This window comes from Sphaerotilus montanus, assembly GCF_013410775.1.
In the GTDB taxonomy this organism is placed as follows: domain Bacteria; phylum Pseudomonadota; class Gammaproteobacteria; order Burkholderiales; family Burkholderiaceae_C; genus Sphaerotilus; species Sphaerotilus montanus.
In genome coordinates this window covers 1,088,656-1,104,684 of sequence record NZ_JACCFH010000001.1, presented here as the reverse complement: position 1 = coordinate 1,104,684, position 16,029 = coordinate 1,088,656, and the positions used below count along the sequence as shown (strand labels likewise).

The 16,029-nt window shown below is 68.2% G+C and carries 4 protein-coding genes; 2 read left to right on the top strand and 2 right to left on the bottom strand.

Features of this window, described 5'->3' with window-relative positions:
• Window positions 1-9: 9 nt before the first annotated feature.
• Together BDD16_RS04860 and ugpQ are read right to left on the bottom strand one after the other, a co-directional pair.
• Window positions 10-10,353 carry a Calx-beta domain-containing protein gene (locus BDD16_RS04860; protein WP_179632905.1) on the bottom strand — a complete coding sequence of 3,448 codons (10,344 nt, stop codon included), beginning with the start codon at window positions 10,351-10,353 and terminating at the stop codon, window positions 10-12.
• A gap of 140 nt (window positions 10,354-10,493) precedes the next feature.
• Window positions 10,494-11,255, bottom strand: coding sequence for a glycerophosphodiester phosphodiesterase (ugpQ, locus tag BDD16_RS04855; RefSeq protein ID WP_179636001.1), 762 nt, complete (start codon window positions 11,253-11,255; stop codon window positions 10,494-10,496).
• A gap of 255 nt (window positions 11,256-11,510) precedes the next feature.
• Between ugpQ and BDD16_RS04850 the strand changes: the two genes are divergently transcribed.
• The gene (locus BDD16_RS04850) at window positions 11,511-15,440 is read left to right on the top strand and encodes a DUF3683 domain-containing protein (protein ID WP_179632904.1); all 3,930 of its coding nucleotides are present in this window, start codon (window positions 11,511-11,513) and stop codon (window positions 15,438-15,440) included.
• 177 nt (window positions 15,441-15,617) lie between these two features.
• On the top strand, window positions 15,618-16,025 hold the full coding sequence (locus BDD16_RS04845) for a gamma-butyrobetaine hydroxylase family protein (RefSeq protein WP_179632903.1): 408 nt from the start codon (window positions 15,618-15,620) through the stop codon (window positions 16,023-16,025).
• The last annotated feature ends 4 nt before the right edge of the window (window positions 16,026-16,029 follow it).

Sequence of the window (16,029 nt, the reverse complement as noted above, 5' to 3'; positions counted from 1 at the left end):
CGGCTGCGCTCAGCAGCCGTGCAGGGCGTCGATCGGCTGCTGGATCAGCGTCTGCGCGAGCTGTGCATCCACCGTGGAGCCGCCGCTCAGGCAGTCGCCGCCGCCCGCCGTCAACGTGCTGCCGCTGCTGGGTGACGGGCTGCAGGTCGGGCCGCTCCAGCTGGACAGCGTGTCGTGGCTGCCGCTGCCCAGCACGTCGCTGAGGTGCAGACCGCCGTCTCCGCTGCCTGATGTGGTGGTACTGGAACCGGTGGTGCAGGCGCTGGTGTCGGTGTGGTGGTCGGCCAGTGTCCACGACAGCACGCCCCCGCTGAGGCAGGTCGAGGGAGCCGGCTCGGTCGGCATCGGCGTCGGTGGCGCGCAATGGCTGTCGTAGTGGCTGCTGCCATCGGCGTTGATGCTCAGTGTCATCTGGCCGGACCGGGTGTCGCCGTCGCGGTCCGTGACGGTGAAGCTCAGCACCTCCTGGTAGTCCGCCCGGGCGCCCGCCGGGGCCTGGTAGGTGTAGTGGCCGGTTTCCATGTCGAAGGTGAACTCCCCTCCGGTGGCGGTCTTGAAGCTGACCGTGTCCGAGGCGCTGGTCGCCGGATCCCAGGGGTGGTGCACGCCGTTGACGACGATGTCGCTCAGGTGGCCGCCGTCGGCGCCGGTCACGCTGTGCAGGCCGCCGTCGACCACGTCGCCCGAGATCGCCGGTGCCACCGTGTGCGCGAGCACCGTGTCCAGCTGGGTGAAGCTGGTCACCAGCAGCGGTGACAGGTCGTCCGCGCCGGTCACGCAGTTCCAGGACACGGGCTCCAGCGCCGACACCGGCACGTCCTTGCCCAGCCCGACGGCATAGGACTGGATCTCGTGCTGGTTCAGGAAGTTCTGCCAGACCTGGGCCTCGCCCGCGTCGATGCCGACGTCGCCGGTCGGCAGGTTCGGTCGGCCGTCCGAGAAGAAGTAGGCCACGTTGTGACCGCCGTCCAGGTGGCCGCTGTCGGTGAAGGCGCCGCGGGCGGCGTCCAGCGCCGCGTCGTAGTTGGTGTTGCCACCCGCGCACAGCGAGGCGAGGGCGGATTTCGCCTCGGCCGTACTCATCCAGTGGTCGCCCCGCTCGGCGCCGGTGGTCGAGAACGTGACCAGCCGGACGGCCACTTCGCCCTGGTTGTCGTAGGAGTCGATCAGCTTCGTGATGGACTTGATCGCGCTCTGCAGGCGGGTTTCGCCGTTGACGCCGTCGCGGGTGCCCATCGAGCCGGAGACATCGAGCGTGATCAGCAGGTTGTTCTGCACCAGGCTCAGGTCGGCGCTGCGGGCGGTGCAGAAGGGGGTGGGCGAGTCGTCGCGCACGGTCACGTCGAGCGTGGCCGAGCTGGTGGACTGGCCGTCGCTCACCTGCACGCCCAGCGAGAGCGTGAGCGTGTCCTCGGCGTTGCGCACCGGGTGGTCGAGCGGGCCGTGCAGTTCGACCGTGTAGCGGCCCTGGGCGTCGATGGTGGCGCTCAGGACCACCTGCCCGCCGGCCGTTCCGACCAGTGGGTGATCCGCCGAGCCGTCACCGCTCCACACCAGCGCCTGGCCGCCGCTGGCGTACAGGCCGGTGGGCGCTTCGAGGGTGAAGTGCAGGGTGGGGCTGTCCACATCGCTGAACTGCAGCGTGCCGCTGGCCTGGGTGGCGTGCGGCCCGGTGCCGGCATCGGGCAGTCCGCCGGGCAGACCGGCCTCGCTCAGCGCGACGCGGGTGCCGAGCAGGGTCGGTGCATCGTTCACGCCCTCGATCGCCAGGGTCAGGTTCGATACCGTCGTGAGCGCACCGTCGCTGATGACGCAGGACACCTCGGGCACCGGGCCGGCGTAGTCCCTGGCGGGTGTGAAGGTGTAGCGGCCATCGGCCTCGACGACCAGCGTGCCGATGCCGGGCAGCGTCGCGGTGCTGCCGGCCGGGTGGTGGACATCGCCCCAGGTGTAGCCGGCCACGGACAGCGGATCGCCGTCCGGATCGCTGTCGTTGGCGAGCACATTGCCGCTGAGCGGCTGGTCCTCGCGGACGGTGCCGGCATCGTCCTGCGGGGTTGGCGCGTGGGCGGTGTCGGTGATCGTGGTCGTCACGGCGTAGGCCGACGGGTTGCCGCGGATGGCCTCGAAACCGCCGCCGGAGATGGCCCCGAGCGCGACGGTGAAGTTCTCCGCGCCCTCCGCCGCGGCGTCGGGCAGCGTGGCGATGTCGAACCGGGCGCTGGTCTGGCCGGCAGGGATCGTCACCGTGGTGACCCGGGTGTAGTCGGCGCCGTCGGTGGCGGTGCCGGCGTAGTTGAGCTTGATCACCACGTCGGTGGCCGCGGGCTGCGACAGCGTGACGGTGTAGCCGGTGGCGACCTCGCCCTCCAGCACCTGGCCAGGGCCGGTGAGCGAGACCTGTGCCGTGTCCTCGGCGCCGGGCGTGGCGCCGCCGGGGCCGACGTCGTCGACCAGGCAGGTGGTGACCGAGGTGGCCAGCGGATTGGCCAGCACGGCCTCGAAGCCGCCGCCGCTGATCCCGCCCAGCGCCACGACGATGCTTTCCGTGCCTTCGGCGAGGGCGTCGTCCAGCGTGGCCAGATCGAAGCTGGCCGAGGTCTGTCCGGCGGGCACCGTGACCGACAGCACCTGCGTGTAGTCGGCGCCCCCGCTGGCGGTGCCGGAATAGCTCAGCGTGACCTGCACGTCGGTCCGGGCCGCTTGCGACAGCGTGACGGTGTAGCCGCTGGCCGTCTCGCCTTCGAGCACGGTGTCCGGGCCGGTCAGCGACACCAGCACGGTGTCATGGGCATCGGGCGGCTGGCCACCGCCGGGTGCCTGCGGACCGCTGTCATCGACCAGTGCGGTGGTCACTGACGCCTGTGCCGGGTTGCCGGCGATGACCTCGAAGCCGCCGCCCGAGATCTGGCCCAGCGCCACGGTGATGGTTTCGGTGCCTTCGGCCAGCGCGTCGTCGACGGTGGCGAGGTGGAACGTGGTCGATGACTGGCCGGCCGGGATCGTCACGGAACTGGTCTGGACGTAGTCCGCGCCGTCGGTGGCCGTGCCGGTGTAGACGAGGCGCACGACGACATCGGTGACGGCGGGCTGGCTCAGCGAGACGACATAGCCGCTGGAGGTCTCGCCCTCGACCACTGTGTCCGGGCCGGTGATCGATACCAGCACGGTGTCGCTGGCATCGGGTGTGCCGGGCGGGGTGTCCGGGGCCAGCGGTCCGACGTCGTCGACGATGCAGGTCGTGACCGATGCGTGTGCGGGATCGAGGGCGATCGCCTCGAACGAACCGCCGCTGACCGTGCCCAGCTGGACCGAGAACTGCTCCGTCCCTTCGGCGAGCGCGTCGTCCTGTGTCGAGATGCCGAACGAGTAGGACGTCACTCCTGGCGGGATCGTGATCGACGCCACCTTGGTGTAGTCGGCGCCGGCTTCGGCCGTGCCGGAATAGCTCAGTTGCACGACGACGTCGCTGGTCGATGCATGCGACAGCGAGACGGTGTAGCCAGACGCAACTTCACCTTCGACGACAGAGCCGGGCCCCGAGATCGAGACGAGACAGGTGTCCTCGGGGCCGAACGGACCGGTGTCGTCGGTGATCGTCGTAGTGACGGTGGCTTGTGCCGGATTGCCCGCGATGGCCTCGAAGCCGCCGCCGGTGATCTCGCCCAGCGAGACGGTGAGCGTCTCGGTGCCTTCGGCCAACGCATCGTCGATGGTGGCGATGTCGAAGGTCGCCGAGGACTGGCCGGCAGGAATGGTGACGGACGTGACGGCGGTGTAGTCGGAGCCGTCGGTGGCGGTGCCGGTGTAGGTCAGCTTGACGACGACGTCGGTGACGGCCGGCTGGCTCAGCGAGACGGTGTAGCCGGAGGCGATTTCGCCCTCGACGACGGAGCCGGGGCCGGAGATCGAGACGAGACAGGTGTCCTCGGGGCCGCGCGGACCGGTGTCATCGGTGATCGTGGTGGTGATCGATGCTCCGGTCGGGTTGCCGGCAATCTGCTCGAAGCCGCCACCGGTGATCTCGCCGAGCGAGACGGTGATGGTCTCGGTGCCCTCAGCGAGGGCGTCGTCGATGGTGGCGATGTCGAAGGTCACCGAGGACTGGCCGGCGGGAATCGTGACCGAGGTGACCGCGGTGTAGTCGGAGTCGTCGGTGGCGGTGCCGGTGTAGGTCAGTTTGACCACGACGTCGGTCGCCGCGGGTTGGCTGAGCGAGACGGTGTAGCCGGAAGCGACTTCGCCCTCGATGACGGAGCCCGGGCCAGAGATTGAGACGAGGCAGGTGTCCTCAGGGCCGCGCGGGCCGGAGTCATCGACGAGCGAGGTCGTGATCGACGCACCGGCCTGGTTGCCGGCGATCTGCTCGAAGCCGCCGCCGGTGATTTCGCCGAGCGAGACGGTGATGGTCTCTGTGCCCTCGGCGAGGGCGTCGTCGATGGTGGCGATGTCGAAGGTCACCGAGGACTGCCCGGCGGGAATCGTGACCGAGGTGACGGCGGTGTAGTCGGAGCCGTCAGTGGCGGTGCCGGTGTAGGTCAGCTTGACGACGACGTCGGTGACGGCCGGCTGGCTCAGCGAGACGGTGTAGCCGGAGGCGACTTCGCCCTCGACGACGGAGCCGGGCCCCGAGATCGAGACGAGACAGGTGTCCTCGGGGCCGCGCGGGCCGGTGTCATCGGTGATCGTGGTGGTGATCGACGCTCCGGTCGGGTTGCCGGCAATCTGCTCGAAGCCGCCACCGGTGATCTCGCCGAGCGAGACGGTGAGCGTCTCGGTGCCTTCGGCCACCGCATCGTCGACGGTGGCGATGTCGAACGTGGCCGAGGACTGGCCGGCGGGAATGGTGACCGAGGTGACCGCGGTGTAGTCGGAGCCGTCGGTGGCGGTGCCGGTGTAGGTCAGCTTGACGACGACGTCGGTGACGGCAGGCTGGCTGAGCGAGACGGTGTAGCCGGAGGCGACTTCGCCCTCGACGACAGAGCCAGGTCCCGAGATCGACACAAGGCAGGTGTCCTCGGCGCCGGGCGTGCCGGGGCCGAACGGGCCGGTGTCATCGGTGATCGTCGTGGTGACGGTGGCTTGCGCCGGATTGCCCGCGATGGCCTCGAAGCTACCGCCAGTGATCTCTCCGAGCGAGACGGTGAGAGTCTCGGTGCCCTCGGCCAGCGCATCGTCGATGGTGGTGATGTCGAAGGTCGCCGAGGACTGTCCGGCAGGAATGGTGACGGACGTGACGGCGGTGTAGTCGGAGCCGTCGGTGGCAGTGCCGGTGTAGGTCAGTTTGACGACGACGTCCGTGACGGCCGGCTGGCTCAGCGAGACGGTGTAGCCGGAGGCGACTTCGCCTTCGACGACAGAGCCGGGGCCGGAGATCGAGACGAGACAGGTGTCCTCGGGGCCGCGCGGGCCGGTGTCGTCGGTGATCGTGGTGGTGATCGATGCTCCGGTCGGGTTGCCGGCAATCTGCTCGAAGCCGCCACCGGTGATCTCGCCCAGCGAGACGGTGAGGGTCTCGGGGCCCTCGGCGAGGGCATCATCCAGGATCGGGATGTCGAACGTGGCCGACGATTGCCCTGCAGTGATGGTGACTTCCTTGACAGCGGTGTAGTCGGAGCCGTCGGTGGCAGTGCCGGTGTAGGTCAGTTTGACGACGACGTCCGTGACGGCCGGCTGGCTCAGCGAGACGGTGTAGCCGGAGGCGACTTCGCCCTCGACGACGGAGCCGGGCCCCGAGATCGAGACGAGACAGGTGTCCTCGGGGCCGCGCGGGCCGGTGTCATCGGTAATCGTGGTGGTGATCGACGCTCCGGCCGGGTTGCCGGCAATCTGCTCGAAGCCGCCATCGGTGATCTCGCCCAGCGAGACGGTGAGGGTCTCGGGGCCCTCGGCGAGGGCATCATCCAGGATCGGGATGTCGAACGTGGCCGACGATTGCCCTGCAGTGATGGTGACTTCCTTGACAGCGGTGTAGTCGGAGCCGTCGGTGGCAGTGCCGGTGTAGGTCAGCTTGACGACGACGTCGGTGACAGCCGGCTGGCTCAGCGAGACGGTGTAGCCGGAGGCGACTTCGCCTTCGACGACAGAGCCGGGGCCGGAGATCGAGACGAGACAGGTGTCCTCGGGGCCGCGCGGGCCGGTGTCGTCGGTGATCGTGGTGGTGATCGATGCTCCGGTCGGGTTGCCGGCAATCTGCTCGAAGCCGCCACCGGTGATTTCGCCGAGCGAGACGGTGAGGGTCTCGGGGCCCTCGGCGAGGGCATCATCCAGGATCGGGATGTCGAACGTGGCCGACGATTGCCCAGCCGGGATCGTGACCGAGGTGACCGAGGTGTAGTCGGAGCCGTCGGTGGCGGTGCCGGTGTAGGTCAGCTTGACGACGACGTCGGTGACGGCCGGCTGGCTCAGCGAGACGGTGTAGCCGGAGGCGACTTCACCTTCGACGACGGAGCCAGGCCCCGAGATCGACACAAGGCAGGTGTCCTCGGCGCCGGGCGTGCCGGGGCCGAACGGACCGGCGTCATCGGTGATTGTCGTGGTGACGGTGGCTTGCGCCGGATTGCCCGCGATGACCTCGAAGCCGCCGCCGGTGATCTCGCCCAGCGAGACGGTGAGGGTCTCGGTGCCTTCGGCCAGCGCATCGTCGATGGTGGTGATGTCGAAGGTCGCCGAGGACTGGCCGGCGGGAATGGTGACCGAGGTTACCGCGGTGTAGTCGGAGCCGTCGGTGGCGGTGCCGGTGTAGGTCAGCTTGACGACGACGTCGGTGACGGCTGGCTGGCTCAGCGAGACGGTGTAGCCGGAGGCGACTTCGCCCTCGACGACAGAGCCGGGGCCGGAGATCGAGACGAGGCAGGTGTCCTCGGGGCCGCGCGGACCGGTGTCGTCGGTGATCGTGGTGGTGATCGATGCTCCGGTCGGGTTGCCGGCAATCTGCTCGAAGCCGCCACCGGTGATCTCGCCGAGCGAGACGGTGAGCGTCTCGGTGCCTTCGGCCAACGCATCGTCGATGGTGGCGATGTCGAAGGTCGCCGAGGACTGGCCGGCAGGAATGGTGACGGACGTGACGGCGGTGTAGTCGGAGCCGTCGGTGGCGGTGCCGGTGTAGGTCAGCTTGACGACGACGTCGGTGACGGCCGGCTGGCTCAGCGAGACGGTGTAGCCGGAGGCGATTTCGCCCTCGACGACGGAGCCGGGGCCGGAGATCGAGACGAGACAGGTGTCCTCGGGGCCGCGCGGACCGGTGTCATCGGTGATCGTGGTGGTGATCGATGCTCCGGTCGGGTTGCCGGCAATCTGCTCGAAGCCGCCACCGGTGATCTCGCCGAGCGAGACGGTGAGGGTCTCGGTGCCTTCGGCCAGCGCATCGTCGATGGTGGTGATGTCGAAGGTCGCCGAGGACTGGCCGGCGGGAATGGTGACCGAGGTTACCGCGGTGTAGTCGGAGCCGTCGGTGGCGGTGCCGGTGTAGGTCAGCTTGACGACGACGTCGGTGACGGCTGGCTGGCTCAGCGAGACGGTGTAGCCGGAGGCGACTTCGCCCTCGACGACAGAGCCGGGGCCGGAGATCGAGACGAGGCAGGTGTCCTCGGGGCCGCGCGGACCGGTGTCGTCGGTGATCGTGGTGGTGATCGATGCTCCGGTCGGGTTGCCGGCAATCTGCTCGAAGCCGCCACCGGTGATCTCGCCGAGCGAGACGGTGAGCGTCTCGGTGCCTTCGGCCAACGCATCGTCGATGGTGGCGATGTCGAAGGTCGCCGAGGACTGGCCGGCAGGAATGGTGACGGACGTGACGGCGGTGTAGTCGGAGCCGTCGGTGGCGGTGCCGGTGTAGGTCAGCTTGACGACGACGTCGGTGACGGCCGGCTGGCTCAGCGAGACGGTGTAGCCGGAGGCGATTTCGCCCTCGACGACGGAGCCGGGGCCGGAGATCGAGACGAGACAGGTGTCCTCGGGGCCGCGCGGACCGGTGTCATCGGTGATCGTGGTGGTGATCGATGCTCCGGTCGGGTTGCCGGCAATCTGCTCGAAGCCGCCACCGGTGATCTCGCCGAGCGAGACGGTGATGGTCTCGGTGCCCTCAGCGAGGGCGTCGTCGATGGTGGCGATGTCGAAGGTCACCGAGGACTGGCCGGCGGGAATCGTGACCGAGGTGACCGCGGTGTAGTCGGAGTCGTCGGTGGCGGTGCCGGTGTAGGTCAGTTTGACCACGACGTCGGTCGCCGCGGGTTGGCTGAGCGAGACGGTGTAGCCGGAAGCGACTTCGCCCTCGATGACGGAGCCCGGGCCAGAGATTGAGACGAGGCAGGTGTCCTCAGGGCCGCGCGGGCCGGAGTCATCGACGAGCGAGGTCGTGATCGACGCACCGGCCTGGTTGCCGGCGATCTGCTCGAAGCCGCCGCCGGTGATTTCGCCGAGCGAGACGGTGATGGTCTCTGTGCCCTCGGCGAGGGCGTCGTCGATGGTGGCGATGTCGAAGGTCACCGAGGACTGCCCGGCGGGAATCGTGACCGAGGTGACGGCGGTGTAGTCGGAGCCGTCGGTGGCGGTGCCGGTGTAGGTCAGCTTGACGACGACGTCGGTGACGGCCGGCTGGCTCAGCGAGACGGTGTAGCCGGAGGCGACTTCGCCCTCGACGACGGAGCCGGGGCCGGAGATCGAGACGAGACAGGTGTCCTCGGCGCCGGGCGTGCCGGGGCCGAACGGACCGGTGTCGTCGGTGATCGTGGTGGTGATCGACGCTCCGGTCGGGTTGCCGGTAATCTGCTCGAAGCCGCCACCGGTGATCTCGCCGAGCGAGACGGTGAGGGTCTCGGTGCCCTCGGCCAACGCATCGTCGATGGTGGCGATGTCGAAGGTCGCCGAGGACTGGCCGGCAGGAATGGTGACGGACGTGACGGCGGTGTAGTCGGAGCCGTCGGTGGCAGTGCCGGTGTAGGTCAGTTTGACGACGACGTCCGTGACGGCCGGTTGGCTCAGCGAGACGGTGTAGCCGGAGGCGACTTCACCTTCGACGACAGAGCCGGGGCCGGAGATCGACACAAGGCAGGTGTCCTTGGCACCGGGCGTGCCGGGGCCGAACGGGCCGGTGTCATCGGTGATCGTCGTGGTGACGGTGGCTTGCGCTGGATTGCCCGCGATGGCCTCGAAGCCGCCGCCGGTGATCTCGCCCAGCGAGACGGTGAGGGTCTCGGTGCCCTCGGCCAGCGCATCGTCGATGGTGGCGATGTCGAACGTGGCCGACGACTGGCCGGCAGGAATGGTGACGGACGTGACGGCGGTGTAGTCGGCGCCGTCGGTGGCGGTGCCGGTGTAGGTCAGCTTGACGACGACGTCCGTGACGGCCGGCTGGCTCAGCGAGACGGTGTAGCCGGAGGCGACTTCACCTTCGACGACGGAGCCAGGCCCCGAGATCGAGACAAGGCAGGTGTCCTCGGCACCGGGCGTGCCGGGGCCGAACGGACCGGCGTCATCGGTGATCGTCGTGGTGACGGTGGCATGGATCAGATCGATGCCGATGGTCATTGCTTCGCTGGCCGCCCCAGCCTCGCCCGCGGCGGCACGTGCGATCGTGACCGTGTAAGGCTCAGCCCCTTCGGCCAGCGCATCGTCGATGGTGGCAATGTCGAACCGAGCCGAAGTCTGCCCGGCCGGGATCGTGACCGACGGAATCGCGGTGAAATCCTCGCCGGCGGTGGCTGCCCCGGCGTAGGCCAGCGTCACGGTCACATCGACCGTGGCCGCGTGCGACAGCGTGACGGTGTAGTTGGCTGCGGTCTGCCCTTCGACGACGCCGGTGGGGCCGTCCAGCCGCACGACGATGTCCGTGTCCACGGCCATCGGGCCGTCGGGCAGGCCTGTGCTGCCACCGTTGAAGTGCTCGCCAGTCTGGTGGAGCTGCTCGTAGGCGTACTGGTATTCCTGCGGCGAAACGACTTCGATGACCCGTTCCGCGACGACGCCAGCCTGCAGCGAGCCTTCGCCGCCCTCGGCGCCCGCGCCAGTGACGAAATCGAGTTCCCCATCGTCTAGGCGCATGACCAGCCGGTCGAGGCCCGGATCGCCAGTGGTGATGAACTGCTTGCCCTCGGCGGTCAGCTGCACGATGCCGCGCTGCGTGGTGAGCAGCACATCCCCCTTGTGGATGACGTCCCCCATCTGAAGTGGCGTCCCGCTGCCATCGTCCATGCGCTTGACGGCGCTGCCCCAGAGTCCGGTCACCACGCCCGCCGGCATGCGGGCCGGCACGTAGTGCACATTCAGCGTCGAGTGTTCGTTGCGTTGCGCCGTGTCGTGGCGGCCGGAAGAGGCGCGGACAGACGCCGACGCAGGGGCGGACTTGGAGGCGGGCATGGAAAGCCTTTCGACGAGACGCGAATTCGATGAGCGGGCGTCGCCCGTGCCTGCTCGGCACGGGGGGCGCGGATGTCGTCGATATCGGCGTCAGGCTGGTCCGCCTTGAGCCCGGGCTTCAGGGGGCCGGATCCCCGCAGTCAGGGGCCTGGAACGAAGGTGTCGACCGCGTCCGTGATGAGCCCGTCCAGACCCAGATCGAGCAGCAGATCGGCCCGCCCAGCGTCGTTGACCGTGTAGGCGAGTACCCGCAGCCCGTCGTGGTGCAGCGTGCGCACAAGGTCTGCGTGGACCAGCGACTCCTCCAGGATCACCGCGACGCAGTCCAGCCGCTCGGCGATGTCGAAGCAGTCGGGGGCCAGTCGGTCCAGCAGCAGCGCGCGCGGCAACTCCGGCACCGCCTCGCGGGCGGCGGCCAGCGCGCGTGGCTCGAAGGAACTGAGCAGGGGCCAGGCACTCAGTCCGTCCCGCACCGCTTCACCCCAGCGTTGCCGGACCGCCTGGGCGACGACCTGACCGGTCCGCTCCTCGTCACCGGGGACCGGCTTGAGTTCCAGATTGAGCAGGTGCCCATTGCGCAGGCAGAACGCGGCGATGGCGTCCAGGCTGCACGGCGGCTCGCCCGCGTACAGGCGGCCGTGCCAGCCGCCGGCATCCAGCCGTGCGAGATCGGCCCAGTTCAGATTCCCGGCGCTGCCGGCCGCGTCGGTGGTGCGCTCCAGCGTGTCGTCGTGCAGCAGGAAGGGCACGCCGTCCGCGCTCAGCTTGACGTCGCATTCGAAGGCCCGCCAGCCCAGTGCCGCGCCGGCACGGAAGGCGGCCAGCGTGTTCTCGGGCGCGAGCCGGCCGGCGCCGCGGTGGGCGATCCAGGTCGGGTAGGGCCAGGGCGTGACCACGACCATGGCCGGGATCGGTGGCTCTGCATCGACGTCGTTCGGCAGTGTACGGTTCGGGCTCATCGTGGCACTCCAGCGCAGGCGAAGTCTGCAGTCTGCAGCATTCGGGCGGACTGTGGCGTTGCGCCGTGTCAGGGGAAGCGGTTTGGTACAAACAACACTTGTCAACGGGCCAAAGCACTTGTACGGGGGCTGAAATGGCCGCTGCGGTAGCATTGCGGGCTCTGCGCGCCCCCCGCGTGCTGCTGCTTCTGCGGCCACATGAACGCACCGCTTCCCCTGAATCCGATCCTTCAAATGCCCGGTACCCCCCTGGACCCGGCGCACGCCGAAGCTCGCCTGCGCGAGATTCCGTACAACTACACCTCGTTTTCGGACCGCGAGATCGTGATCCGTCTGCTGGGCGCACGGGCCTGGGAACTGCTCGACCGCCTGCGCGGCGAGCGCCGCACCGGCCGCTCCGCGCGCATGCTCTACGAGGTGCTGGGCGACATCTGGGTCGTGCAGCGCAATCCCTACCTCGAAGACGACCTGATCGACAACCCGAAGCGGCGCCAGCTGCTGATCGACGCGCTGCACCACCGCCTCGGCGAAGTCGAGAAGCGCCGCGATCCGGGCAACGATGCCGGTCGCGACGAACTCGTTGGCGAATTGCTGAAGTCGGCGCGCGGTGCGGTCGAGCGCTTCGGCGAGCGTTTCCGCATGGTCCACGACCTGCGCCAGCGCACGAAGAAGGTGCTGGGTCGCCACACCCGCAAGGACAACCTGAAGTTCGACGGTCTGAGCCGCGTCTCGCACGTCACGGACGCAACCGACTGGCGCGTCGAGTACCCGTTTGTCGTGCTGACCCCGGACACCGAGGCCGAGATGGCCGCGCTGGTGGCGGGCTGCGTCGAGCTGGGCCTGACGATCATCCCGCGTGGCGGTGGCACGGGCTACACCGGCGGCGCCGTGCCGCTGACGTGGAAGAGCGCGGTCATCAACACCGAGAAGCTGGAGCAGATGACCGAGGTCGAGATGGTCGACCTGCCGGGCGTGCCGCACAAGGTGGCGACGGTCTGGACCGGCGCGGGCGTGGTGACGCAGCGCGTGTCGGATGCGGCCGAGCGGGGCGGCTTCGTCTTCGCGGTCGATCCCACGTCGGCCGAGGCGAGCTGTATCGGCGGCAACATCGCGATGAACGCGGGTGGCAAGAAGGCCGTGCTCTGGGGCACCGCGCTGGACAACCTCGCCTCGTGGAAGATGGTGACACCCGAGGCCAAGTGGCTCGAAGTGATCCGCCTGAACCACAACCTGGGCAAGATCCACGACATCGAGACCGCCAGTTTCGAGCTGAATTACTACGACGCGACCGGCAAGACGCTGGAGCGCACCGAACGCCTCGACATTCCGGGCCGCACCTTCCGCAAGGAAGGGCTCGGCAAGGACGTCACCGACAAGTTCCTGGCCGGCCTGCCCGGCATCCAGAAGGAAGGCTGCGACGGCCTGATCACCTCGGCGCGCTGGGTCGTCCACCGCATGCCCGACCACGTGCGCACCGTCTGCCTGGAGTTCTTCGGCAACCCGATCCAGTGCGTGCCCTCGATCGTCGAGATCAAGAACTTCATGTTCGACGAGATGAAGAAGCCGGGCGGCGCGATCCTGGCCGGGCTGGAGCATCTGGACGACCGCTACCTGAAGGCGGTCGGCTACGCGACCAAGAGCAAGCGCGGCGGTCTGCCCAAGATGGTGCTGGTGGGCGACATCGTCGGCGATGACGCGGACGCCGTGGCGCGGGCCACCAGCGAGGTCATCCGTCTGGCCAACGCCCGCTCGGGCGAAGGCTTCGTGGCCATCAGCGCCGATGCGCGCAAGAAGTTCTGGCTCGACCGCAAGCGCACGGCGGCGATCTCCAAGCACACCAACGCGTTCAAGGTGAACGAGGACGTGGTGATTCCGCTGGAGCGCATGGGCGAGTACACGCTGGGCATCGAGCGCATCAACATCGAACTCTCCCTGCGCAACAAGCTCGCGCTGGTCGACCGCCTCGAAGCCCTGTTCACCACCGGCAACCTGCCGCTGGGCAAGACCGACGACGCCAACGACATCCCGAGCGCCGAGCTGCTGGGCGACCGGGTGGCGCAGGCGCTGGGCCTGCTGCGCGAGGTGCGCATGCTGTGGTCGGGCTGGAAAACCGGTCTGGATGTGGTGCAGCACGATGCGGCGAGCGCCGGCCGCAGCTTCTTCGACCAGTTGCAGGACCGCAGCCTGCGCGCCTCGTGGAAGACGCAGATCCTCAAGCCGCTGCAGCAGGTCTTCACCGGCGCGGCCTTCATCCCGGTCATCGACGAGATGCGGCGCATCCACCAGGAAGTGCTGCGCGGACGGGTCTGGGTCGCGCTGCACATGCACGCCGGGGACGGCAACGTCCACACCAACATCCCCGTCAACAGCGACAACTACGAGATGCTGCAGACGGCGCACGAGGCCGTGGCGCGGATCATGGTGCTGGCGCGCTCGCTCGACGGCGTGATCTCGGGCGAACACGGCATCGGCATCACCAAGCTCGAATTCCTGACCGACGACGAGCTGAAGAACTTCGCGACCTACAAGGCCAAGGTCGACCCGGAAGGCCGCTTCAACAAGGGCAAGCTGCTGCGCCAGAAGGACCGGCAGACCGACCTCGGCGCCGACACCCGCTCGGCCGACCTGAGCGAGGCCTACACGCCGAGCTTCGGCCTGATGACGCACGAGTCGCTGATCATGCAGCAGAGCGACATCGGCGACATCGCCGCGTCGATCAAGGACTGCCTGCGCTGCGGCAAGTGCAAGCCGGTGTGCGCCACGCACGTGCCGCGCGCGAACCTGCTCTACAGCCCGCGCAACAAGATCCTGGCGACTTCGCTGCTGATCGAGGCCTTCCTCTACGAAGAGCAGACGCGCCGCGGCATCAGCCTGAAGCACTGGGAAGAGTTCGAGGACGTGGCCGACCACTGCACGGTCTGCCACAAGTGCCTCAGCCCCTGCCCGGTGAAGATCGACTTCGGCGACGTGTCGATGAACATGCGCAACCTGCTGCGCAAGATGGGCCAGAAGAGCTTCCGCCCCGGCAACGCCGCAGCGATGCTGATGCTCAACGCCACCAACCCCGAGACGATCAAGCTCGCCCGTGGCGCGATGGTCGGCGTGGGCATGAAGGCGCAGCGCTTCGCCCACGACCTGTTCAAGTCAGTGGCGAAGAAGCAGACCGCTGCCCCGCCGTCCTCGGTCGGCACCGCGCCGATCAAGGAACAGGTGATCCACTTCATCAACAAGAAGCTGCCGGGTGGTCTGCCGAAGAAAACGGCGCGGGCGCTGCTGGACATCGAGGACAAGGACTACGTCCCGATCATCCGCAACCCGAAGGCGACGACCGCCGAGACGGAAGCGGTGTTCTATTTCCCGGGCTGCGGCTCGGAGCGGCTGTTCTCGCAGGTCGGGCTGGCCACGCAGGCGATGCTCTGGCACGCGGGCGTGCAGACGGTGCTGCCGCCGGGCTACCTGTGCTGCGGCTATCCCCAGCGCGGCTCGGGCCAGTTCGACAAGGCCGAGAAGATCATCACCGACAACCGGGTGCTGTTCCACCGGGTCGCCAACACGCTGAACTACCTCGACATCAAGACGGTGGTGGTGTCGTGCGGCACCTGCTATGACCAGCTCCAGGGCTACGAGTTCGACAAGATCTTCCCCGGCTGCCGGATCATCGACATCCACGAGTACCTGCTGGAAAAGGGCATCACGCTGCAGGGGCAGGGCGGGTTCCTCTACCACGACCCCTGCCACACGCCGATGAAGCTGCAGGATCCGATGAAGACGGTCAAGGCGCTGCTCGGAGACAACGTCATCGAGAGCAAGCGCTGCTGCGGCGAGTCCGGGACACTGGGCGTGAGCCGGCCGGACATCTCGACCCAGATCCGCTTCCGCAAGGAGGAGGAGATCCTCAAGGGCGAGGCGCAGCTGCGCGCGGCGGGGCAGCAGGGCGACCTGAAGATCCTGACCTCGTGCCCGAGCTGCCTGCAGGGCCTGACCCGCTATGGCGATGACCTCAAGAGCGGCCTGCTCGAAGCGGACTACATCGTCGTCGAGATGGCCCGCCAGATCCTCGGAGAGAACTGGATGCCCGACTACGTGCAGCGTGCCAACGCGGGCGGTATCGAGCGGGTGCTGGTCTGACCACTCGGTCTGGTCACCAGGTGCCGATTGAAGGATCTCTTCATCAAATAGAACGAGATCCAGCAGTCGGTACCGTCATAATTTCACATAAATTAACGGACAATTCACGATGCTGCAGCGCCGCAATGCGCTGCGGCACGCGATGAAAAGAGCCCGTTCAGCCAAGGATTCCAACCCATGTCGCGCCCGTCTACCCCTCAGCCGACTGCGCTGACCCTGCACCAGCAGTCTCGCGTGCTGGAAATCGGTTTCAGCGACGGTGCCGTGTTCCGTCTGCCCTACGAACTGCTGCGGGTGTACTCGCCATCGGCGGAGGTGCGTGGACATGGTCCCGGGCAGGAGGTGCTGCAGACCGGCAAGCGTCTGGTCGAGATTGTCGACATTGAGCCGGTGGGCCACTACGCGGTGCAGCCGTCGTTCAACGATGGCCACAACACCGGACTCTACACCTGGGAGATGCTCTACGACCTGGGTGTGAACCAGGATGCCTGCTGGCAGGACTATCTCGACCGGGTGAGCGCGGCGGGTGTGGACCGGGATGCTCCGATGGCGCCGGCGGCCGGCAGTGCCTGTGCCAGCCACTGACCGG

Excerpts from the sequence above, each read along its gene's own strand:
- BDD16_RS04860 (WP_179632905.1), bottom strand. The coding sequence starts at position 10,353 with ATGCCCGCCTCCAAGTCCGCCCCTGCGTCGGCGTCTGTCCGCGCCTCT.
- BDD16_RS04850 (WP_179632904.1), top strand. The coding sequence starts at position 11,511 with ATGAACGCACCGCTTCCCCTGAATCCGATCCTTCAAATGCCCGGTACC.
- ugpQ (WP_179636001.1), bottom strand. The coding sequence starts at position 11,255 with ATGGTCGTGGTCACGCCCTGGCCCTACCCGACCTGGATCGCCCACCGC.
- BDD16_RS04845 (WP_179632903.1), top strand. The coding sequence starts at position 15,618 with ATGTCGCGCCCGTCTACCCCTCAGCCGACTGCGCTGACCCTGCACCAG.